Raw genomic sequence first — 22,926 nt, 5'->3', positions numbered from 1 at the left:
TGCTATTTATTATTCGTAATGTAATGCGTTAATTGGATTTGAACGGGCAACCTTGGCCGCATTACCACCAACCGTTAACCAGGCGATTAATAACGCGCCGCCGCCGGCAACCAGGCAAATAGGTAATAACCAAAAGGTATCGATTCGATAAGGAAACGCTTCTAACCATTGCAACATCAAGTACACTGACACTGGCCACGCCACCAGCATGGCGATGATCACCGGCTTGGAGAATTGCCAAATTAACAGCGACACTATGTCTCTCACCCTTGCGCCCATGACTTTACGGATGCCGATTTCTTTGGTTCTATGCTCTGCCGTAAAGGCGGCAAGGCCATATAAGCCAAGACAAGCAACAACAATAGCCAGTAACGAAAATGCGGCAAATAATCGTGCTTGCGCTAATTCCTGGGCATATTGCGCTTTCATCATTTCGCTTAAAAACTGCAGGTTAATTGGCTGCATTGGTACATTGGTTTTCCAGATGCTCTCAATTTTTGGCAACAACGAAGAGACATCGTTGGTTTTGAAGACTAAACTTGCCACGCGAAAACGTTCAGGGTTTAACAAATACACACTTGGGCGAACGCCAAACTTGATCGAACGAAAATATACGTCTGGCACCACAGCTATGATGGTTAACAGAAATTTCTGATCGCGAAACACTTCCGACTCCAGTGTTTGGCCAAGCGCTTGTTCCGGGCTGGTAAAACCGAATTTTTTAAGAGCAGACTGGTTTACTATGACGTTAGCATTACCCATGCTGTCATCACCTTCCGGCAAGCGGTTTATTTGGTCGGTGCCAAAAGATTCATTAAATAACCTGCCGGCAATTGGCGCAATGTCGTACGCTTCGAAGAAACCATAGCCCATGACATGATGATTTAATAATTCGCCACGATTGTTGCTACTGTCGTCTTGTTTGCCGACAAGCTTGTAGTAATTATTGTTTTCATTGTCTTGGGTCGGCGATTCCGAAGAAAAGACCACGTCTTCAATTTCGGTTAAGTTTAATAATTGTTGTTTTAAACTCTCCAGGTTATTACCGGCTCTTCTGATGTTTAACACCAGCTTGTTTTCGCTGACATAACCCACGTCGATAGAGTTGGCGAATATGGTCTGTCCGTAAACCACGGCGGTACTAATGACTAACGAAATTGACATGGTAAATTGAAATATCACCAACACACTGCGCAGTTTAGAGGAACTACTCGATTCTGCGCCTTTGCTTGATTGTAAAATATGGGCCGGTAAAAAACGCGATAAAAACATCGACGGATACAATCCCGCACCGATTCCAACGAATAGCGAAATCGCAATTAATGATAAAAATAAATCCGCATCGTCAAATAAGCGTAATTCAAGCTCTCGTCCCAACACAGAGTTATAAAGCGGCAAGGCAGCCTCTACCGCAACTAGGGCAAACAATAATGAAATCAGCACCAGGGCAATGGCTTCCCCTAAAAATTGAATTGCTACCTGACCACGACTCGCCCCCATCACTTTGCGCATTGCCACTTCACGCGCTCTCTGGCTGGCTCTGGCGGTTGCCAGATTCATGAAATTAATACAGGCAATCAGCAAAATTAAACCGGCGACAATGATAAAGATATAAATCATCTTTAAGTCACCCATCGGCGTTAAATCACCGATGTTACCGGCATGCTCTTTTGCCTTTAAATGCAAGTCGGCTACTAACATTGCGCGATGTTTTAAAATGTCAGTGAGTTGCACGCCGTCCGACATTTCCCCCATGCTTTCTTTAAACATTTTCGGGAAAGGGCTTTCATTGTTTACCCAATAATTGATGCGCTGCTGCAATTGAGCAACTGTCACGCCTTGACGCATTTTGAAATAGGTATAAACATTCACACTGGTCCAGGTTTCTAACGCACTCGGATCATCATCGAATAACGATGGCTGCAAATAGACAATCATGCCTGGGTCGAAATGCGAAGCACCAGGAAAGTTTTCAATAACCCCGGTGATCGGTAACGTTGTCGGCTCGTCAGCTACACAACAAATGGTCATGGTTTGGCCGATAACGTCGGTTTTGCCAAAATATTTTAGCGCCAGCTCCGCGGATATGACTAAATCGAACGGTTTTTTGAAGGACGATTCTTTGCTGCCGTGTTTAAAAGGCAAATCAAAAATATTGAAAAAACTGCCATCGACTAAGGTGAGTTGCTCGCGAAAGGCATCATTATTTTGCCTTACCGTGGTGCCGAAATTAAGCATACGAACGCCATCTTCAATTTCATTGCTGGCGTAATCACGCAATGCTGCCATCATCCTGCCTGCCGATCTGACCGTTAAAAATTCTGGCCGGTCGGGGATCATGTAAGCGGTGTGCAACCTAACTAAACGATCGCTATCTTTTAGCCATTGGTCAAAGCCGGTTTCTTCACGCACAAACAGCATGATCAAAATACAGCTCATTAAGCCGATGGCCAAACCAAAGATGTTAATGAAAGAAAACATGCCGTTTTTGACAATGTTGCGCCACGCTGTAATTAGGTAATTACGAAACATGATGATGTCCTTGTTTTACAATTTTATGTTAAGGCTGTTGTTACTGGTATAAGTACGGGGATTAGTACAATTAAGCCGCACGTACATTTTCAGTCACCACATGACCATCAAATAAATTGATAGTACGACGGGCATAATCCGCATGCGCCGGGCTATGCGTTACCATGACAATGGTGGTGCCTTCCTGGTTTAACTGTTGCAGCATTTCCATGACTTCCTGACCATGGGCGCTGTCTAAATTACCGGTTGGTTCATCGGCAAGGATCATCGCTTGATCGCCAACCACGGCTCGGGCAACCGCTACCCGTTGTTGTTGGCCACCTGACAATTGGCTGGGCATATGTTTCGCTCTATGGGCGATGCCGACTTTGTCCATCACTTTGGCGACACGCTCTTTGCGCTCACCCGCTGGAATGTTGTGATAAAGCAAAGCCAGTTCAATGTTCTCTTGCACTGAAAGCTCTTCAATCAAATTGAAGTTTTGAAAAATAAAACCGATGTTATGTTTACGAATCGCGGCAAGCTGAGCTTCACTGTAATCAGAAATATCTTCATCCATAAACAAGTATTGGCCATCGGACGGGTTATCCAACATGCCGACAATATTTAATAAGGTCGATTTGCCACAGCCGGAAGGGCCCATGATGGCAACAAACTCACCCTGTTCAATTTCAATGTTGACACTGTTTAATGCGGCGGTTTCAACTTCGTCGGTTTGGTATACTCTTGAAAGGTTGTGTAGCTTTAACATAATTAATTTTCCTGTTTATCGAACTGTTATTTAAATGTTGCTGTTTTTAATACTTTTATTAATGCATTTATTAATACGTTTTCATGACTGTTTTCGTTGTTGCTAAGCAAATTAGTGAAATTAATTCCCCAAATTCAATCGTTCCATATCCTGATAACTGCTGTATGGGCTGGTTACCACTTGCTCGCCTTGTTCTAAACCGTCGAGCACTTCAATAAATCGACTGTTTCTGCGTCCTAAGCGTACCGTACGCTTAACCGCCTGGCTTTTATCGCTTGTCACTACGAAAATCCAGTTACCGCCGGTATCTTGAAAAAATGCACCATTAGGAATTAACAGCGCTTTGGTTTCATCGCCCAGGGTAAGTTTGGTTTGAATGGTTTGGCCGCGACGAATGCCGGAAGGCTGTTCACCGACAAATTTAAAGTCGACTTCAAATTGGCCATTTTGAACTTGTGGATATATCTTTGAAATCACCAATTGGTAATCATCAAATTGCGCTTTCTGGCCAAGCGTGACCCGGCCCAGATAAAATTCATCAATATTGGCGGTAAGTTTGTAATCATTGGGGGTGTCAATTTGGCCAAGGCGTTCGCCGCGGCCAATACTTTGGCCCACCTCGACATTAAAGCCTGATAACTTGCCATTAACCGGTGCGCGCACGTTCATGTTTTCCAGGTTTTTACGGGAGATCGCTAAGTTACCTTCAAGCCGTTCGCTGGTATCTTTTAAAAAGCTTAACTGCTCGGTTTGCATGCGAGTATCCGATGCCTGACTTTCTAGCGTTAGGGTTAAACGATTTTTATACCAATCGAGGGTGTCGCGGGTATCTTCAAATTTGGTTTGCGCAACCGAACCAGAGCTTACCAGTTGTTGTTCACGTGCTAATTGACGGGTAAGCATTTTAATTTGGTAATTAATGTCGACCAAATTACGTTTGTGCTGCAAACGGTTTTGCTCAAGCGATAACTCAATGGAGCGCATATTATTTAATTGCTCGGCAACCCTGGCTTCGTTGCCTAGTACATTCAGTTGCAGTGATGCGTTCGATAACTCAACAATTAAGTCACCACGGCTTAAGTCGCTGCCATCTTCCACCAGGATGCGTTCCACCCGGCCACCTTCAATGGCATCCAAATACACGGTTTTTGCCGGCGTTACCCGGCCACGTACCGGGATAAAGTCTTCAAAAGTACCGAGAGTTACCGTTGAAACTACAATACGATTCTGATCGACGGTTAACGATCTGCCAGCCGTAGCTTCGATCATTTGATTGCCAAAATAACCAATAACCAAGACTAAAGCGGTGATGCCGGACCATTTCATTAATGGCTTTTGCTGGCGTGTGACTTTGCGGTCCATGCCCGCGCCTGATACCGCTTTCGAGGAATTGCTTGCTTTTTTGGCTGGCATTTTGATCTCTTTCTTGGCTTTCGTTGTTTGTTCCATTGGTGTAATTGTACCCATAACTTAATTGTCCTCTTTAAGCGAAACTGCTTTGCTTGAACGTCAACTTTAACGCTTATATAAACAAACTCGCTTTACTGTAAGTATGATGTGCAAATACTGTGCCACCACATAAATCTATGTTTTATTTGGTTATTTTTATTTGGTGTTCGATATCGAACATTCGTTACTGTACGCATGCGAACAGTTGGTGTACGATAATGAACAGTTGATGTTGTTTAACATTTTAGGGTTAATGTTGCGGAGTGATAGGGTGAAACAAGAGGGCGTAATTCTCATTGTTGATGACGATGAAGATATATTAGTAGCAGGTAAGTTGTTGTTAAAAAGGCACTTTTCCAGTGTGCAAATATGCAACCAGCCGGAGAGCATTCCGCGTTTGCTGAGTGAACAAAAGTTTGATGCGATTCTATTGGATATGAATTTTGGCCCCGGTGAAAGCAGTGGCGCGCAAGGTTACTTATGGCTTGAAAAGATCCTCGAGATTGACCCGCAAGCCGTGGTTATTATGATCACCGCCCATGGTGGTGTTGATGTCGCGGTCGATGCAATGAAATTGGGGGCGACCGATTTTATTGCCAAGCCCTGGCAAAATGAAAAAGTGGTGGCAACCTTGTCTTCCGCGGTGCAGCTGGGCCGAACCAGAACGGAGGCGAAAGACTTAAGAAATACCAATAAAGTACTGGCAGAGGTTAGCGGCGCTAAATCGGGACAAACCTTACTGGGCAATTCCGCGGCGATGAAGGTGGTATTTTCATTAATCGAACGCACCGCACCAACCGATGCTAATGTGTTGATACTGGGTGAAAATGGCACCGGTAAAGAGCTTATTGCAAGAGAAATTCACGCCCAAAGTTTGCGCTCGAATAAAGTGTTTATGTCGGTTGATTTAGGCGCATTGTCTGAAACCTTATTTGAAAGCGAATTGTTTGGCCATAAAAAGGGTGCCTTTACCGGCGCCAAAGAAGACCGGGTAGGGCGATTGCAAGCGGCCAATGGCGGCACCTTGTTTTTGGATGAAATAGGTAACGTGCCGTTGCACTTACAAGCGAAATTATTAACCGTACTTGAACAACGAATGGTGACACCTATTGGCGCGAACTTAGCCGTGCCGATAGATGTGAGAGTGATCACGGCAACCAACGTCAGCAAACAAGACTTGTCATTAGAGACAAAATTCAGACAGGATTTATTGTTTCGCTTAAACACCGTAGAAATTGAGCTGCCGCCGCTGAGAAAGCGTAGCGAAGACATCGAAGTCATCGCTGCTCATTACATTAACCTTTATGCGCGAAAATACGATAAAGCAGACAAAACCTTAGCTGCGAGTGCATTAGTCGCATTAGAGCATTACCCCTGGCCGGGCAATGTAAGAGCACTCAGACACGCGATTGAAAGAGCGATTATTTTATCGCAAGGGCCAGAACTTGAAGTGCTCGATTTTCAATTAGATGCACAACCTAATCAGGCTGGCGATATTGTTGCGCCGCCAACGTCAACATCGGCAAATACGGCTATTAGCGAAAGCGACGATCTGAACCTGGACAGATTAGAAAAAGCGGCAATTAAACAAGCGCTGCAAAAGCACCGTTATAACATTAGCCATGCCGCCAAAGAGTTGGGCTTAACCAGAGCAGCATTGTATAGAAGGATGGAAAAACATGGGTTTTAAAAAATTCTCATTAATGATTGCTGTGCGTACTGTGCTGGTGATGATGACGCTTATTTTGCTGACCTTTTTGATCACCACTCCCGGTTATCATGCGGCATCGTTATTAACGTCACTTTTTTTAGTGGTGCAGTGCATCCTGGTGTTTCGTTTTATTACCAAAACCAATGCCGAACTGGCCCGGTTTCTCGACGCCGCCCGTTATGCCGATTTTTCACAACGGTTTGAACTGAAAAGCCTGGGTGCTGGCTTTGGTGAACTGGGCAATGCCTTTACCGACATTTTAAAACGCTTTCAGGCGGTACGTACTAGCCAGGAAGAAGAGCTAAGGCATTTAAAAGCGATGATTGAGCATGTGCCGGTACCATTAATGAGTGTGCATAGTGATGGCATGTTAACGCTATGGAATAACAGTGCGCGCCGGTTATTTGGCTCAAACCATGTGACTAAGGTTGAAGATTTGGCGCAGTTTGGTGATGAATTTTCCAGCCATATCCAATCCGCTCGTGCTGGCGAACGGCGCTTGGTGACTTTTGCCGTGGATGGCATGGAGCTGCAACTGACTATTTTATCGACACAAATCATTACTGCCGGTAAACAAGAAAAACTGCTCAGTATGCAAGACATTCAGAGTGAGTTGGATGTGGTGCAACTGCAAGCCTGGCAAGACCTGGTACGGGTATTAACGCATGAAATCATGAACAGCATCACGCCGGTAGCCTCGTTGTCAAAAACTGCTGTCGATTTACTCGATGATGCGAAAAGTAAAATTACCGAACATCCAGAACTGGTTGAGGCCTTAGACGATGTGTCTGCTGCGGTGCACACCGTTGCCCGCAGGAGCGATGGTTTAACCAAATTTGTCGGCAGTTATCGCCGCTTAACTCGATTGCCACCACCGAATAAGAAAATGATAAAACTCAATGAGCTGTTTTCTCAGGTGAGCACCTTAGCCACCCAACAGTGGGGCGAAAAAGGCATCAGTTTTAGCTCCAGCATTGAACCTTCCGGTTTAGACATCAATGTCGATAAAGATATGATCGAACAATTGCTGATAAACCTGTTACAAAATGCAGAGCAAGCGCTAGCAACAATCACCAAGCCAATGGTTACCATGAATGCATGTTTAAATAAACGCGGCCATGTGGTGATTGATATCAGCGATAATGGCGTAGGTGTGGCGGATGATATTGCCAAGAAAATATTTGTGCCATTTTTTACTACCAAAAAACAGGGCTCTGGCGTTGGCTTAGCGCTAACCAGACAAGTCATGGTGGCTCATGGTGGTAATGTGAAACTTGAGAAAAGTGCTTTCGGCGGGGCGCTGTTTCGATTAACGTTCTAAATAAAATCTGATTGGCATCTAACTCAAACCGGATACCTGAGTCATATAAGGTTTAACATCCAGGTTGATGTCATAACATAACTATAAACCGGCGAAACAATGGGATACGTGATGGCAGCTTCCTTCGCTTAGAAAATCTATTGGAGCCGAAATTTTAACGCTCACTTTTGCCACTAAACGGACGGAGTTAAAGCACGCCGACACCCTAAAGTTTACACCCGTGGCGTTGGCGGGGTAATGTCTATAGAGCGATTAAGAGACCTCCACGATATAAGAAAAAAACACACCGTCATCCTGTGCGAGTTTAAGCGAGACACGGGACCTCCTTACGCATGCTGTGGTTTTAAAATTAAATAAAATCAAATTTTTACAAGCACACTATTACTGGAGGAGGTCCCCGATGTCGCTTGAGCTCCTCGAGGATGACGGCGTACTTTCTCTACTTCTGCAAGTGGCATTGAGCCGAGCCACGACGCGACACTCAAAAGAGTGGCAATCCCACTCTTTTTTCATATCGAGGACCGACGGCAAAGTCGCAAAAGTTGCCCTCATGCTAAAGCAGGCTTTTCTGTATTTGAATGGCTTCATTAAGTTTTTTTAAATCAGCTCGACACTTCTGTTTTTGTTTTTTTGACCCGGTATCGCAGGCAGGTGTTGTACTCTTGTTGGCACTGTCAAATTCATACTCAACGCCATAATAGACACAAGACGACAACAGAAAGGCACAGACCAAACAACAGATAATTTTCATAATGTTCTCCGGAACAGAAATTCGTAAATTGTTTCAACTAGGGAGTCGAACTCAGGCAAATTTAAACAATTAACCTGTCGACGACTCGATATAAAGTTAGCAGACGAAAAATTGATATAATCGCCTGCTATTTTAACCAGAGCTACGGTTAGTAAAGCTCGTTAGCGATCACCTTTTCAATCAAACTCTCCATAGTGTTCTCACAAACAGGTTTCGAACTACAGTTAATAAACGCGGTAATACTTAAGTCTTTTTCTTTGAAATAGATATTTTGCGTGTGATAACCATAGTCGAGCCCAGAATGACCATATAGTGTATTTTCACCAATAGTATCTACACGAAATAAAGCATCGTTACTTGAATGCACAGAGCCAAAAAAATCATCCCTTATATTGGCGTTGATAAAGCTCTGATCGGTAACTGCGCTTTTTAAGAATAATGCCATATCTTCAACACTTGACACCACCGGCGAACTTGCTTCACTAACATTTTCCAGGTACGACTTAGTCTCGTAGGTTGTGTCGTGGTCATCAAATTGATGATAGCCGGAAATAAAATCACCTTGATCTTTTTCTATACCAATATAATAAGTTGCATCCATGCCAAGAGGAACCAAGATGCGCTCTCTTAATGCGATTGAATGATGCATGCCTAGTACTTGATCCATAATTAAACCAGCCAAAAGGTAACCGGTGTTTGAATATTTACTACCTTCACCCGGTTTGAAATAAGCGGGTTGATTCAATGCAAAAACTAAGAAATCAATGTCGGTTTTAACTTTGTCCGGCTCGGCAATCAACAAATCAAGTACACCATAATTATCAGTGTAATTATAAATTCCACTGCTGTGATTTAACAATTGTCGTAAAGTCATTTCAGCACTATTGGGTATTTGATTAAGAATGTCATCGGACAACCAGGTACCAATCGTATCATCCAGGTTTAGCAAGTTATCATCTGCCAGCATCGCAGCGAGTAAGCCTATCATCGGTTTGCCAGCACTTGCCGTTGGCATGGTGTGATAGACCTGCATCGGATTTTGTGTTGCTATATTTTCAACCCCAGCACTACCGAGAAATTGTTGTTCCGGGGTTTCTACTAACAGCACGATGCCAGGAATGGTATCGGAAACCGTTTCATCAATTAGTTTTTGATAGTCTATCCTTGTCTCTTGCGGCGCTTCAGGGTCTGAATCACTGCCACAGGCGGTTAACAATAACACCATAGAGCTACATAATAGTGTCGATTTTAGGCGGGAGAGCGGGTGCATGTTTATTCCTTCAGTTTGTTATTAGAAATAAACTATAAGCAATAATGTCGTTGCAAGACGTATCAAGATCTATCAGCTGTAACAAAGTGTATCAACTGCTGACACACTTACTCACAGGATGAGTTAGCGGTTAAAGGTCAAACAGAATTCGGCACCGCCGATTTCAACCGAGTCGGTAATATCTAAGGTGGCATCGAGTAATTGCGCGACTCTTGCGACAATGGCCAGACCCATGCCGTAACCCGGCTTTTCATCGGTCTGCTCACCGCGCATAAATGGTTTTAACAATTCACTGCGTTTTTCTATTGCTATGCCGGGACCATCGTCGCTAATGATAAATTTTACCCTTGAACTGGTCTGTTCAACTCTTAGTTGGATCTCACTACGGGCATATTGTTGGGCATTGTTGAGCAGATTATTAATTAACATGCTCAGGTAATTTGCATCGCCGTTGATCAGCGCAACGCCATCCGCGTGCCAGTGAATGACCTTGTCGTCGTCAGTTACCGCTTCAACGCACTGACTGACCAGCGCATTAAGGTCGATATTTTGCTGTTCGACCGCAATCATCGATTGCTCTAGCCGTGCATAATTCAGCAATACCTTAACAAGTCGTTCCATTTCATCAATATCACGACACAGATGGCGTTGATACTTCTCCCTTTTTTGCGGATCTTCCGTTTCCTGCAACACCTCAATGCCAAAGCGTAATCTGGCCAAAGGAGTGCGTAAATCATGAGAAACGGCATCACTAAGCAGCTTATTATCACTGACTAGCGTTTCTATCCGCTGCGCCATGCGGTTAAATTCATTTTCAATATCGGCAATGTAAGAGGTTGAACTGCGGTTAATTCGCTGTTGTAGCTGGCCCTCGCCAAAGGCTTTTGTGGTGCGCCGCAATTGTCTCAGTTGTTTTATCAAAGGATAAAGCCAAATCAGTACCACCAGTAAAATGCCAAGATAAAAAACGCTGGTTAACAGCAATTGTAACGAGCTATTGCTATTTTTATTAACCACAGGCGGGATGATAAAAGTCAGGACTTTTTGCTGTGCTGGCAAAATAAAATGCATCGATATGTTGTCGTCGGTTTCTAATATCAATGGCTCTTTGGCATAAAACGATTGTTGTAACGACTGCGGTAACAGCAAATTATCTAATTGAGTTAAAGTAACCGAAAGTTCATGCAGTTGCGGCCAACCTGTAAGCCATTGTTGCGGGTTTTGTTGTGCATCTAAGGTGGAAGCCAGCGACTTACCCAATTGACGATACGGAGATAATTCATCGGATTCCGTGATTGGCTGCGCCTGATATTGGTTAAATAAGTTATCGAGTACCGCACCAATTCCTACAACGGCAACTACTATCACCAATAACAGCGACAAGGTTAGTTTCGGCATCGGTTACTCCCAGGCGTCTTTAACAAATAAATAGCCTTTACCCCACACGGTTTTAATCCGATACGGGTTGCTGGCATCATCGCCAAGTTTTTTCCGAATTCTTGAAATAAGAATATCGATTGACCGATCAAAGCCATCGTAATCAATGCCTCGGCGCTGGATCACCAGCTCTTTGCGGCTAACCAGGGTATCTGCCGCCTGGGCGAGTTGCCACAATACATCAAACTCGTTCGAAGAGATCGCCACTTTAGCGCCCGCCAGGGTGGTCGTTCGGGAATTGGCATCGATGCAGAGCTTACCAAAGCTTAGTTTATTTTTATTGGTTTCAGGCGCATCTTCCGGCGAAGACACTCGACGAAAAAGCGCTTTAATACGTGACAATAATACCCTGGGTTTGACCGGCTTAACCACATAATCATCGGCGCCTAACTCTAAGCCCAACACCTCGTCTGTTTCATGATCTCGTGCCGTCATCATTAAAATGGGCCCATGATAAAACGGGCGAATGGCCTGGCATACTTCAAAGCCATCTTTTACCGGTAACATGATGTCTAATATCACCAGATCAGGCCGGTCTGATCCAATCAGCTCAATGGCAACATCTCCGCGGTTAGCCAGCGTCACCAGGTACCCCTGTTCCGCAAGATAATCGCTAAACCATTCGGCCAGCGACATATCGTCTTCTACTAACATAATATGCTTGCCAGCTATGGTTTCGGACAAAGTGGTTTCGGACAAAGTGGTTTCCGTCAAAAGAGTCTCCAGGTTGATTTTGCCCGTTTAGACGATTTGTACACCCAGGCCACCGGTATTCGGGTGCGGGCTAAATTTATTGCTGAGTCCTTTTTACGTACAGCAAAGTCATTGCTTAACGTCGATTGAAAATCGATGTTAAGCTCACCTTTCGCCTGTTTTTGCCAGCACTTCATTATTGTGTTTGTGGTGATATTTACCAGACAATAATCGCCAACCTGCGCATGCGACCAGCTAAAGGTCACCTCAAGATAGCATTTTTGCCCTTTACGTAAGGCGACACAAGGCTTAGGGGTGACTTCCAGTTGTGCTAATTGGCTGGTATTACTTGGCGCGGTATTACTTTGTGTTGCCCCAGCATTCGCCGAGCCAGAGATAAACCAGCCGGCAATGCACAGGCAAATAAGTATGATCTGGTTAGACATTTTATTGGTTGTTATTGTTGTTTTTAAATTAGGCATCTTAATAATTCCACCTAAAATACGTAGCTAATGCTAGTGCGCAATGAGGTTAACACCGACTTTTTGTAGCCATAATAAGGGCTGTCGGAAATTTCATCGGGTACAGTGACGGCCCGGGCTGTCGCCCGAAAAACCCAGTCTTCTGAAATAGGGTAAGTCACGCCAAATTCGCTACTAAAGCCCACGCTGGCATCCGCTTCATAAGCATCGATGCGAGTCTCTGCCGATACTCTGGCATAATAGTCGTTTAGCGCTGCCGCATCCTCTGCCGATACTCCGACATAATAGTCGTTTAGCTTAGCGGAGACATATTCGGCACCGACGATGCCATGAAAATTCCAGTTTCTGTATTGCCAGCTTCGTCCGATCAATGCCGAAGCCGTAGTGCCGTTGTGATCGCCGGTCGCATCCTGGTTAAGTGCAAACTGCACAATATAATCACCGATATAGCCGGACAAGCGGCCGCCTGCCATTAACTTATCTTCATCAAAAAAATATCGACCGTCATGTTCGAAGCTAACTTCGCCCCAGTCTGTGGTTACCATAAAATCGAGTGACCACCGCTCATTATCAAAGGCGTTATAGCCAACGACCAGCCCATGACCACTTTCACTATAGGATTCAATAAATAAATTATTCCAGTTATAACTACCATTAACAATCAGGCTAGTGTTGGTATAACTGCCACCTTTACCGAGAAAAGTCGGCTCATCGCGCATTAAGTGCATAAGCCCTATTTCGAGGTAGTCTTCGGAGCTTCCTGCTTGTTGGGTACCACTCCTGACATTATGGCTAATATCGCTGGCAAAACTGCCACCAGAAACGCTCGCGCCAGCAAAAATCATGGCTGCCAGGGATAAGTGTGGGATACGTGATTTGTGTAAGTTTTTATTATTCATCGGTTTTTATCTGCTCTGTTGAAATCCACTTCATTATGTCGGCATACGAAGGGTATTGACGTAACAAGATCCATCACCTGTAACAAAATGTAGCAATTGATGTTATACCAAATCCGACAATTTATTGGTCAATTTAGAGCTTTGAAACTACAGCAGATATATTCCTTATTTTGATGCGGTAAGTATGTAATCAACAGCCATCCAAGGCCGTTAACACCGTTACAACGATATGTTTTATCGATTAATATATTGTTAATATAAAGGGCGGCTATTGAACCTTATTTGGTTTAAATTAGCAAGTAGCTTACCGCGCCATGCACAGCAACTGTTTAACCTTAATAATCGGTATTTTTGGGAGGGATTTAAATCATTTTGAACTAATTATTCCGCTGTCACAAAACTGTCATATAACTGTCTTATAATTGCCACAATCAAAATTAATAGTCGTTATTAAAAGGTTGTAAAGTGACATTTTCTGCAAAAACTTTTGATCCTCGGGATATAAAAAATACGCTGGCGAAATGGCTGATATCTGCCGGTGGTGTCAGTGTGTTATTTACCCTGGTATTGATATTTGCTTACCTGGTGTGGGTAGTTAAGCCGGTATTTGATTCTGCCAGTGTTGAGCCATCGGCTAAGCTTTCCATTCAAACTGCGAACAACTTAGCGGTAGGGGTAGATGAACTTCGTGAAATCTCGTTTACTATCGATAATCATGGTGTGATCAATTTTTATCAAATTGAGCCAACCGACGAGCGCCAAGCGGGTGAATTATTATTATCTAAACGGTTAATCGCTGATGATGAAATGCTGCAAAGCGTTTATGCGACTAACGTCAATCAATATGTACTAGTCTCTACAACCGGTAGCGTGTATTTAGTGCAACCGAGTTTTAAAGCGGAATTCATTGCCGATTTGCGCATACTGCATCCCGGTGTATATTTTCCGTTAGGTGAAGATGCTTTGGTTATCGATGAGGAGCAAGCGGTTATTAGCAAGCTTGCTTTTGCGATGACCGAAGAGAAAGCGATGTTTGTCGCCTTAACCGACGATAAACGTTTGCTTAAAACCTCATTAATTGCCGAAGACGATTTTAATTATGACTCTGAGTTTTCAGCCGAGTATCAATTGATCAAAGATGATATTGATAACATCGACCATTTAGCGGTTACCCCGGATTTAACCATGGCGGTTGCCGTGGTTGCAGACGAAGTAAGCATTTATGATCTCGAAGATGACTGGGATGTGCCGGTAAAAGCCGAATTTCAACCACTTGCCAACAGTACCGATAGCATAACCGCGATGACGTTGTTATCAGGTAGCAGTTCGATTTTATTTGGTACCAGTGCCGGTGAAGTGCTGCAGTACTTTGAAGTTGCTAAAGCAAACTCTCGTGAATTTCAGCAGATCCGTAAATTTAAGGTGAGTGATAATCTGGCCGTTAGTCAGATTTACCCTGAGCAATATCGCAAAAGCTTTTATACGGTGAGCCCTAATGGTGAGGTTGGTATTTTTTATACCACCAGTGAAGCCATGCTTTGGCAAGGTAAACTATTAACCAATGATCAACAATTATTCGCCATCGCTCCTCGTGCCAATGCCGTGGTGATTGGTGATAACAAAAATATTGAATTAGTCACCATTCACAATGAGCATCCGGAAGTCACCTGGTCTGCTCTTTGGCAGGAAGTCTGGTACGAAGGTTATCCTGAGCCGGCATACATCTGGCAGTCAACCTCTGGCTCGGATGATTTTGAATCGAAATTCTCTTTAATGCCAATCTCCTTCGGTACGATGAAAGCGGCACTATATGCCATGCTGTTTGCCGTGCCAATTGCCCTTGCCGCCGCGGTTTATACCGCCTACTTTATGCCACCTGCGCTGCGTAAAACAGTGAAGCCGACCATTGAGTTAATGGAAGCTTTGCCAACCGTTATTCTCGGTTTTCTGGCGGGTTTGTGGTTAGCACCATTAATTGAAGAGTATCTACCGGCAGTATTCCTGCTGTTGATATTGCTACCGCTTGCTACATTCGTTACCGCTTATGGTTGGCACAAGACGCCAAAAAACATCAAGTTACTGGTACCAGAAGCGTTTGCACCGATCATTTTAATCCCGTTTTTATTGCTGGCCGGCTACTTATCGTTTGAATTATCGCCATTACTCGAAGACAGCTTTTTTGGTGGTGACATGCGCCAGTTTATTACCAATGACTTAGGCATCAATTTTGACCAGCGTAATGCCTTAGTGGTAGGTATTGCCATGGGCTTTGCCGTTATCCCGACCATTTTCTCGATGGCGGAAGATGCCATATTCAGTGTGCCGAAACAATTAACCAGTGGTTCATTAGCCTTGGGCGCTACTCCTTGGCAAACGCTGATCAAAGTGGTGATTTTAACCGCCAGCCCCGGCATATTCTCAGCCGTGATGATGGGCTTAGGTCGTGCCGTTGGTGAAACCATGATCGTATTAATGGCCACCGGTAACACCCCGGTAATGGACTGGAGTATCTTCCAGGGTATGCGTACCTTGTCGGCCAATATTGCGGTGGAGATGCCAGAGTCCGAAGTGGGCAGCTCGCATTACCGAATTTTATTCTTAGCAGCCTTTGTGTTGTTTGTATTTACCTTTATTTTTAACACGTTAGCTGAGTTTATACGTCAGCGTTTACGTGAAAAATATAGTTCGCTGTAGGAAAATTAGCACAATGAATAATTGGTTTAAATCAGGATCTCCGTGGGTATGGCTAAGTGCTGCCGGGGTATCTATCAGTTTAATTTCGGTGGTGGGGCTATTATGGTTAATCGCATCCCGTGGTTTGTCATTTTTTTGGCCGGCGCAAATTCATCAGTTTGAGTTGGTTGACCCTAACGGCATCAAATCAACGGTTATTGGGGAAATTTACGATGTTGAAACCATTCCGGCTGCGCAGTTGTCACATACCGGTATTGATACTAAAGGTGCTGAAACCGTTGAACGTTACTTAATTAAAACCGGTAACCGTGAGTTGGTAAGTCTCGATTTTCGCTGGATTGTTGCACCGTTAATTGTTAATCGCTCAACGCCAAGTAAGGTTGCGGTTATCGAACGTCGTACCAATGGTAATTTTTACGGCTTCATTGAAGACGTTTATATGGATGGCAAAGCGGTAACTGTCGAGCAGTTGGATACATTTATTGATAGGGTAAACGATTTACAAGATGACATTATCGACTTGCAAAAAACCGATATTGGGGCGATTAACTATGAGCTCGAGCGCATTCGCCTGGCTCAGCGTAAAGCGGAACTGGATGGCAACTTAACAGCCGCGTTAAAAGCCGATTTCGCGAGTGAAGTAACAGCGTTGAACGCGAAGTATTTACTGCTTGAGCAGCGCTTAAACGACTTACGCCAGCAGGTCAGCCGCGATAAAATTACCGTCAAAGCGATGGGCGGAGAGCTGGTTGATATTAATCTTGAGCAAGTGATCAACATTCATTTTAACAATCAACTCACTGTGATTGAAAAAACCGGCATGTTTTTCAGCCAAATTGGCAGTTTTATCTACCAGGACCCACGCGAAGCCAATACTGAAGGCGGCGTGTTTCCGGCAATTTTCGGTACCGTATTAATGGTATTGTTGATGACAGTTATTGTTGCACCTTTAGGCGTGGTTGCCGCGGTATACTTGCATGAATATGCCGGCAATAACGGCTTTACCAAGCTGTTGCGCATCGCGGTGATTAACTTAGCCGGTGTGCCATCGATTGTTTACGGGGTATTTGGCTTGGGGTTCTTTGTTTACATGGTGGGTGGTTCACTCGATCAAATCTTCTACCCGGAATCATTGCCGAATCCAACGTTCGGCTCGCCTGGTGTGCTTTGGTCTGCGCTTACCTTGGCCATACTTACCTTGCCGGTAGTCATCGTTTCTACCGAAGAAGGCTTATCACGGATTCCGGCAAGCATGCGTCACGGCTCATTAGCGCTAGGGGCAACCAAAGCCGAAACGCTATGGCGTATCATTATTCCTTTGGCCAGTCCGGCAATTATGACCGGTATTATTTTGGCCATTGCCCGTGCCGCGGGTGAGGTAGCGCCGTTAATGCTGGTTGGTGTGGTGAAAATGGCGCCAACATTACCAATTGATGGTAACTTCCCGTTTTTGCATTTAGAACGCAAGTTTATGCATTTGGGTTTCCACATTTACGATGTTGGTTTCCAAAGTCCAAACGTAGAAGCGGCAAGACCATTGGTGTACGCCACCGCGCTATTACTAGTAACCATCATCGTGTCATTAAATATGACCGCGGTGTCGATACGTAACCGATTACGCGAAAAATATCGTTCATTAGAGCACTAATAGTTAAGTACTCGGGTTAACCGCTGGTTGCCCGAACTTAATAACGATATAACGAATAGAATTTAAAACTTAATGAGTTTGACAGTATGATTGATATAAAACCTGAAATATTTATGCCGAGCGAAGAAATTATTGATATTAATAATTTAACCAATGAGCAAGTGGCGCTGGAAATTAACAACTTAAACTTACACTACGGCAATAAACAAGCATTGAATAATATCTCAATGAAGATCCCGAAAGGGCAGGTAACGGCGTTTATCGGCCCAAGTGGTTGTGGTAAATCGACCTTGTTACGTTGTATCAACCGGATGAATGACCTTATCGATAACTGTAATATCGATGGTGAGATCAATCTGCACGGTGAGAATATCTATAACAAGCATATCAATGTTGCCCAATTAAGACGTAAAGTGGGTATGGTATTTCAGCGTCCGAACCCATTTCCAAAATCGATTTATGAAAATGTGGTTTATGGGTTGCGTTTAATTGGCCAAAAAAATCGCCGAATATTAGATGAAGCTTGCGAGCGAGCCTTAAAAGCCGCGGCGTTATGGGATGAAGTAAAAGATAGGATTCATGATAGTGCCTTAGGATTATCGGGTGGTCAGCAGCAACGTCTGGTCATTGCCCGTGCCATTGCAATTGAACCGGAAGTGCTATTATTAGATGAACCGACATCGGCACTGGATCCCATTTCTACCCTAGTGATTGAAGAATTGATCAACGACTTAAAAGAAAAATACACCGTGGTGATTGTTACCCACAATATGCAGCAGGCTGCCCGGGTTTCTGATCAAACCGCGTTTATGTACATGGGGGATTTGATTGAGTACAGTGATACCAACACCTTGTTTACCACGCCAGCCAAGAAAAAAACCGAAGATTACATTACCGGCCGATACGGTTAACTTATACCAATCTTATTATAGAGAACGATTATGGACACATTAGATACTGGCCGTCATATTTCAGGTCAATTCAATACTGAACTGGACACAGTGCGCAACCATGTGATGAATATGGGCGGCCTGGTTGAGCAGCAACTCAAAGATGCATTAACCTCGGTCAGTGACAACAATGAAGAACTGGCGAGAAAAGTACTGTCGAGTGATTATAAAATCAATCGCATGGAAGTTGCCATCGATGAAGAATGTACCCGCATTATTGCTAAACGCCAGCCCGCGGCAAGCGATTTGCGTTTGGTAATGGCCATTATCAAAACCATTGCCGATTTGGAGCGCATTGCCGATGAAGCGGAAAAAATATCACGTGTTGCCCTGGAACAGTTTTCGTCAAAACAGCAAGACATGTTGTTAAGCCTGGATAATTTAGGACGTTTGGTACTGTCTACTTTGCATGAAACTTTAGATGCATTTACCCGCATGGATTTTGATACGGCATTGAAGGTTCATCAAAATGATAACCGTATTGACCGGGAATACGAAGCGTTAATGCGTCAGTTAATGACGTATATGATGGAAGACCCACGTTCTATCCCCTCAATCATGTCGGTGATATGGTCGGCTAGGGCATTAGAGCGTATTGGTGACAGGTGTCAAAACATCTGTGAATACGTGATTTATTTTGTTAAAGGCAAAGTTATTCGTCACATTTCCGAAGAGGATGTGGCACGAGACTTTCTTGGTAAATAACGGAATTTCGCCGAAATTTTTTGGCAAAGTTCGACAAATAACTAGTAAGCTGTATTTTTTTTAAACGTATTGCGTTATGTTAAGAAATTACAGCTGTTTTTTGTGATATAAACTTTTTAATTCGGCGCGAAATGATGTATATTTTGCCTCGAATTTAACAAGCAACATTTAAGTTGCGGGATAAAAATATGAGTGGAAATACAATTCTTGGCGTATTTGCAAAATCGCCGTTAAAACCTCTGGAGCAACACATTCGCAAAGTAAATGAATGTGCGGCATTACTTCCTTCTTTCTTCAACGCTTGTACCAATAACAATTGGCTTGAAGCCGAAAAAATTCGGAAAGAAATCTCAAATATCGAAAGACAAGCCGATATCATGAAACGTGACATCCGTAGTGAACTGCCGGGTGGAATTTTTATGCCGGTGCAACGCACCGATGTGTTAGAACTGGTGAGCCAACAAGATAAAATTGCCAATAAAGCAAAAGATATTGGCGGTCGTATTTTAGGTCGTAAACTTGTCATCCCCGCTTCGCTTGCCGCCGATTTTAATAAATACCTTACTCGTTGTATTGATGCTATCAAACAAGCTGCTGATGCCATTAATGAACTGGATGATTTATTAGAAACCGGTTTTCGAGGTCGAGAAGTTGATCTGGTTGAAAAGATGATCAATGAATTAGCGGCGATTGAAGACGATACCGATGTTATGCAAATAACACTGCGCCGCGATCTTATGAGCATCGAAGCAGATATGAACCCGGTAGATGTGATGTTTTTATATCAAATCATTGAATGGGTTGGTGATTTAGCAGATCTGGCTGAGCGTGTCGGCGCTCGTCTAGAAATAATGTTAGCAAGATAAGGGTTTCTTACGAATGGAAATTTTAGCTAATTACGGAACCACACTGGTTCTATTCGCAGCCTTTGTTGGCTTTGTTATGGCTTGGGGTATTGGTGCAAACGATGTTGCTAATGCCATGGGCACGTCGGTAGGCTCAAAAGCGCTGACCATTAAACAGGCAATTATCATTGCCATGATCTTTGAATTTGCCGGTGCCTACCTTGCCGGTGGTGAGGTTACTTCCACCATACGCAAAGGCATCATCGATTCCAGTTACTTTATTGATATTCCAGAACAACTGGTGTTTGGTATGATCTCCGCGCTGTTGGCGGCGGGTACCTGGTTACTCATTGCCTCATACATGGGCTGGCCAGTCTCGACTACCCATTCAATCGTGGGCGCCATCGTTGGTTTCTCGGCGATTGGTGTTGGCATGGAAACCGTTAACTGGGCCGGTGTTGGTGGCATTGTTGGTAGCTGGATCATAACGCCGTTAATTGCCGGTGTTTTTGCTTTCGTTATTTTCAACAGTGCACAGAAACTGATATTTGATACCGATGATCCGTTAGGACAAGCGAAAAAGTGGGTGCCGCTTTACATGTTTTTGGCCGGTTTTGTTATCTCGTTAGTGACCATTAAAAAAGGCTTGAAGCACATTGGCTTAGATATCGGTTCTGGCGAAGGTTATATGTACGCCATTGCGGTAGCGATTATTGTCGCCATTATTGGTAAGGTATTCATTTCTCGCCTTAACTTTAGAGAAAGCAAGAATCGTCGAGCCAATTACATTAACGTTGAGAAAGTGTTTGCGGTATTAATGGTGATCACCGCTTGTGGTATGGCATTTGCGCATGGTTCAAACGATGTTGCTAACGCGATTGGCCCATTAGCCGCGGTTGTTTCCATTGTTGGTAATGACGGTGAAATTGCGGCGAAATCAACCATCGCCTGGTGGATTTTACCACTCGGTGGTTTTGGTATTGTTGCCGGTCTTGCTTTATTTGGTCATCGCGTAATGAAAACCATAGGTACTGGCATTACCCATTTAACCCCTAGCCGTGGTTTTGCCGCTGAGCTTGCCGCGGCCTGTACCGTGGTGGTTGCCTCAGGTACTGGCTTACCAATTTCAACGACGCAAACCTTAGTTGGTGCGGTATTAGGTGTTGGTATGGCGCGTGGTATTGCGGCAATCAATTTAGGCGTGGTTCGTAATATCGTAGTTTCCTGGGTAGTGACTTTACCCGTTGGTGCCGGTTTATCGATTATGTTCTTCTGGATGATTAAAGGCGCGTTTAGTTAAAGTTAAACCAGCTTAATCATCGCAAAAGCCAGGCACCTCGCCTGGCTTTTTTTGCTTTAAACAACAAGCTTCGGGCTACGAGCTACTAGCTATATATTTGATGAATTCACTTATCGTGTAACAATACTTAATCTGCCCGAAGCCCGAGGCTATTTGCAACAAGCTACTGGCTTATTAACTGGTTATTTGGATGAATTGGTTGGCGGGGTTTTTAACCTCGCGTATTTGGATGATCCACCTATGGTGAAATAATTCCAACTCTGCCCGTAGCCAGTAGCTCGTTGCTAGTAGCGATTAATATTCTGTAATTCAGAAAATTAATTAGTGAGGCAATTGGCATTATGCCCATTTTTAGATTAAGTTTATTATCTAATAATAAGTTTTTGATAGAAAATTACGATGAATACCCATCTGCCGAATTTAAAACATTTACAGTATTTGCTCGCCTTAAATGAACACCAACACTTTCATCGGGCTGCCGATGCCTGTTTTGTCAGTCAATCGACGTTAAGCAGTGCCATAATCAAGCTGGAACAATTACTCGATTGCCAGTTAATTGAACGAGATCATAAGAGTTTTGTCTTTACGGCGCATGGCAAGGCAGTAGTGAAAATGGCGGAGCAGCTGATTCATAATGCCACCGATTTAGTTGAATTTTCAATGTCACAAGGCTTGGCAAGCAAAGGTCACATCTATTTAGGTTGTATTCCCACCATAGCTCCTTTTTTATTAACTGATGTGATCAGTGCAAGTAGCCAACAGCTACCTGATATTGAATTATTTATCAAAGAAGCACCCACTGAAGTGTTATTAGAGCAATTGGCCAATGGGGATATTGATATTGCCATCTTAGCGCTGCCAATCGATAACAAATATAGCAACAATTTCAAGCAAACGTATCTCGGCCAAGATCAACTTTATTTAGTCGGCGATGAGGTGTTAACTGAGCAAGTAAGTAAAGATGGCGGCTATAAAAATATTCCAGCCGAAAGTGTGTTTTTACTTTCCGATGAACATTGTTTAACCGAACATGCATTATCGGCATGCAAGTTGGTTGAACAAAGTAAAATCAATCCGTTTTCAGCCACCTCTATCGCCACTTTACTACAAATGACTATTCATCATCAGGGACTGACTTTTTTACCTGAAATGGCCATAAACAAAGGCGTGGCAGGTCACGCCTATCTTAGGGTTGCGGCGATGAAAGGGAAACCCTATCGGGATATAGCCATGTTGGAGCGTAAAGGCAGTTTACGCTCTGAGACGTTTAAGTTGCTGGCCTCGCTGATCAGTGAGTTATTTAATTAATATTACATAAGCAGGAGCCCGGAGAAATTGCCTAGTTCAACGCTTTACTCACATTTTTTATAAAAGCTTGAAAATAAATCAATTATTTTCAAACTTTTTTTCTGCTTGTCTCGTCATTAACATTAACAACACCTATAACAACAAATTAAAGAAACGTAACTATGAATTCTCTAGGAATAA

General features: G+C 43.7%; 18 protein-coding genes. 9 read left to right on the top strand and 9 right to left on the bottom strand.

Annotated elements, in window-relative coordinates:
• Positions 1-9 precede the first annotated feature (9 nt).
• From ND16A_RS06520 to ND16A_RS06530, 3 genes are all read right to left on the bottom strand, one after another.
• The gene (locus ND16A_RS06520; protein WP_033078184.1) at positions 10-2,532 is read right to left on the bottom strand and encodes an ABC transporter permease; all 2,523 of its coding nucleotides are present in this window, start codon (positions 2,530-2,532) and stop codon (positions 10-12) included.
• 70 nt (positions 2,533-2,602) lie between these two features.
• The gene (locus ND16A_RS06525) at positions 2,603-3,283 is read right to left on the bottom strand and encodes an ABC transporter ATP-binding protein (RefSeq protein WP_033078183.1); all 681 of its coding nucleotides are present in this window, start codon (positions 3,281-3,283) and stop codon (positions 2,603-2,605) included.
• A gap of 120 nt (positions 3,284-3,403) precedes the next feature.
• Positions 3,404-4,750, bottom strand: coding sequence for an efflux RND transporter periplasmic adaptor subunit (locus tag ND16A_RS06530; RefSeq protein WP_081945608.1), 1,347 nt, complete (start codon positions 4,748-4,750; stop codon positions 3,404-3,406).
• Between the two features lie 211 nt (positions 4,751-4,961).
• Between ND16A_RS06530 and ND16A_RS06535 the strand changes: the two genes are divergently transcribed.
• Positions 4,962-6,422 (top strand): sigma-54-dependent transcriptional regulator, encoded by a 1,461-nt coding sequence (locus tag ND16A_RS06535; RefSeq protein ID WP_235282138.1) that lies wholly within the window; start codon positions 4,962-4,964, stop codon positions 6,420-6,422.
• Positions 6,412-7,764 carry a sensor histidine kinase gene (locus ND16A_RS06540; RefSeq protein ID WP_033078182.1) on the top strand — a complete coding sequence of 451 codons (1,353 nt, stop codon included), beginning with the start codon at positions 6,412-6,414 and terminating at the stop codon, positions 7,762-7,764. Before ND16A_RS06535 ends, ND16A_RS06540 begins: the two co-directional genes overlap by 11 nt.
• Positions 7,765-8,317: 553 nt before the next feature.
• Here the strand turns inward: ND16A_RS06540 and ND16A_RS20690 are convergent.
• From ND16A_RS20690 to ND16A_RS06570, 6 genes are all read right to left on the bottom strand, one after another.
• Positions 8,318-8,515, bottom strand: a complete 198-nt coding sequence (locus ND16A_RS20690) for a hypothetical protein (protein WP_081945607.1) — start codon at positions 8,513-8,515, stop codon at positions 8,318-8,320.
• A gap of 148 nt (positions 8,516-8,663) precedes the next feature.
• The gene (locus ND16A_RS06550) at positions 8,664-9,785 is read right to left on the bottom strand and encodes a serine hydrolase domain-containing protein (RefSeq protein WP_033078180.1); all 1,122 of its coding nucleotides are present in this window, start codon (positions 9,783-9,785) and stop codon (positions 8,664-8,666) included.
• A gap of 123 nt (positions 9,786-9,908) precedes the next feature.
• Positions 9,909-11,183, bottom strand: a complete 1,275-nt coding sequence (locus ND16A_RS06555) for an ATP-binding protein (protein ID WP_033078179.1) — start codon at positions 11,181-11,183, stop codon at positions 9,909-9,911.
• Positions 11,184-11,186: 3 nt separating this feature from the next.
• Positions 11,187-11,876 carry a response regulator gene (locus ND16A_RS06560; RefSeq protein WP_033078230.1) on the bottom strand — a complete coding sequence of 230 codons (690 nt, stop codon included), beginning with the start codon at positions 11,874-11,876 and terminating at the stop codon, positions 11,187-11,189.
• Positions 11,877-11,932: 56 nt separating this feature from the next.
• Complete coding sequence (locus ND16A_RS06565) at positions 11,933-12,397, bottom strand: DUF3019 domain-containing protein (RefSeq protein ID WP_052073161.1); 465 nt, start codon at positions 12,395-12,397, stop codon at positions 11,933-11,935.
• Positions 12,398-12,411: 14 nt separating this feature from the next.
• Complete coding sequence (locus ND16A_RS06570) at positions 12,412-13,296, bottom strand: MipA/OmpV family protein (RefSeq protein WP_033078178.1); 885 nt, start codon at positions 13,294-13,296, stop codon at positions 12,412-12,414.
• A 465-nt stretch (positions 13,297-13,761) separates the two neighbouring features.
• Here ND16A_RS06570 and ND16A_RS06575 point away from each other — a divergent pair, with 465 nt between their 5' ends.
• From ND16A_RS06575 to ND16A_RS06605, 7 genes are all read left to right on the top strand, one after another.
• Positions 13,762-15,990, top strand: a complete 2,229-nt coding sequence (locus tag ND16A_RS06575; RefSeq protein ID WP_033078177.1) for an ABC transporter permease subunit — start codon at positions 13,762-13,764, stop codon at positions 15,988-15,990.
• 13 nt (positions 15,991-16,003) lie between these two features.
• Entirely contained in the window at positions 16,004-17,638 is a 1,635-nt protein-coding gene (gene pstA, locus ND16A_RS06580) for a phosphate ABC transporter permease PstA (protein ID WP_033078176.1), read from the top strand.
• Between the two features lie 86 nt (positions 17,639-17,724).
• Positions 17,725-18,549 carry a phosphate ABC transporter ATP-binding protein PstB gene (gene pstB / locus ND16A_RS06585; RefSeq protein ID WP_033078175.1) on the top strand — a complete coding sequence of 275 codons (825 nt, stop codon included), beginning with the start codon at positions 17,725-17,727 and terminating at the stop codon, positions 18,547-18,549.
• 30 nt (positions 18,550-18,579) lie between these two features.
• On the top strand, positions 18,580-19,293 hold the full coding sequence (gene phoU, locus ND16A_RS06590) for a phosphate signaling complex protein PhoU (RefSeq protein WP_033078174.1): 714 nt from the start codon (positions 18,580-18,582) through the stop codon (positions 19,291-19,293).
• A gap of 188 nt (positions 19,294-19,481) precedes the next feature.
• Positions 19,482-20,159 carry a TIGR00153 family protein gene (locus tag ND16A_RS06595; protein WP_033078173.1) on the top strand — a complete coding sequence of 226 codons (678 nt, stop codon included), beginning with the start codon at positions 19,482-19,484 and terminating at the stop codon, positions 20,157-20,159.
• 13 nt (positions 20,160-20,172) lie between these two features.
• Positions 20,173-21,438, top strand: coding sequence for an inorganic phosphate transporter (locus ND16A_RS06600; protein ID WP_033078172.1), 1,266 nt, complete (start codon positions 20,173-20,175; stop codon positions 21,436-21,438).
• Positions 21,439-21,837: 399 nt separating this feature from the next.
• Positions 21,838-22,746, top strand: a complete 909-nt coding sequence (locus ND16A_RS06605) for a LysR substrate-binding domain-containing protein (protein WP_033078171.1) — start codon at positions 21,838-21,840, stop codon at positions 22,744-22,746.
• The last annotated feature ends 180 nt before the right edge of the window (positions 22,747-22,926 follow it).

Source organism: Thalassotalea sp. ND16A, assembly GCF_000764205.1.
GTDB lineage: Bacteria > Pseudomonadota > Gammaproteobacteria > Enterobacterales > Alteromonadaceae > Thalassotalea_A.
Note: the sequence above shows the minus strand (reverse complement) of the source record. Positions and strands in the feature narration are given on the sequence as shown.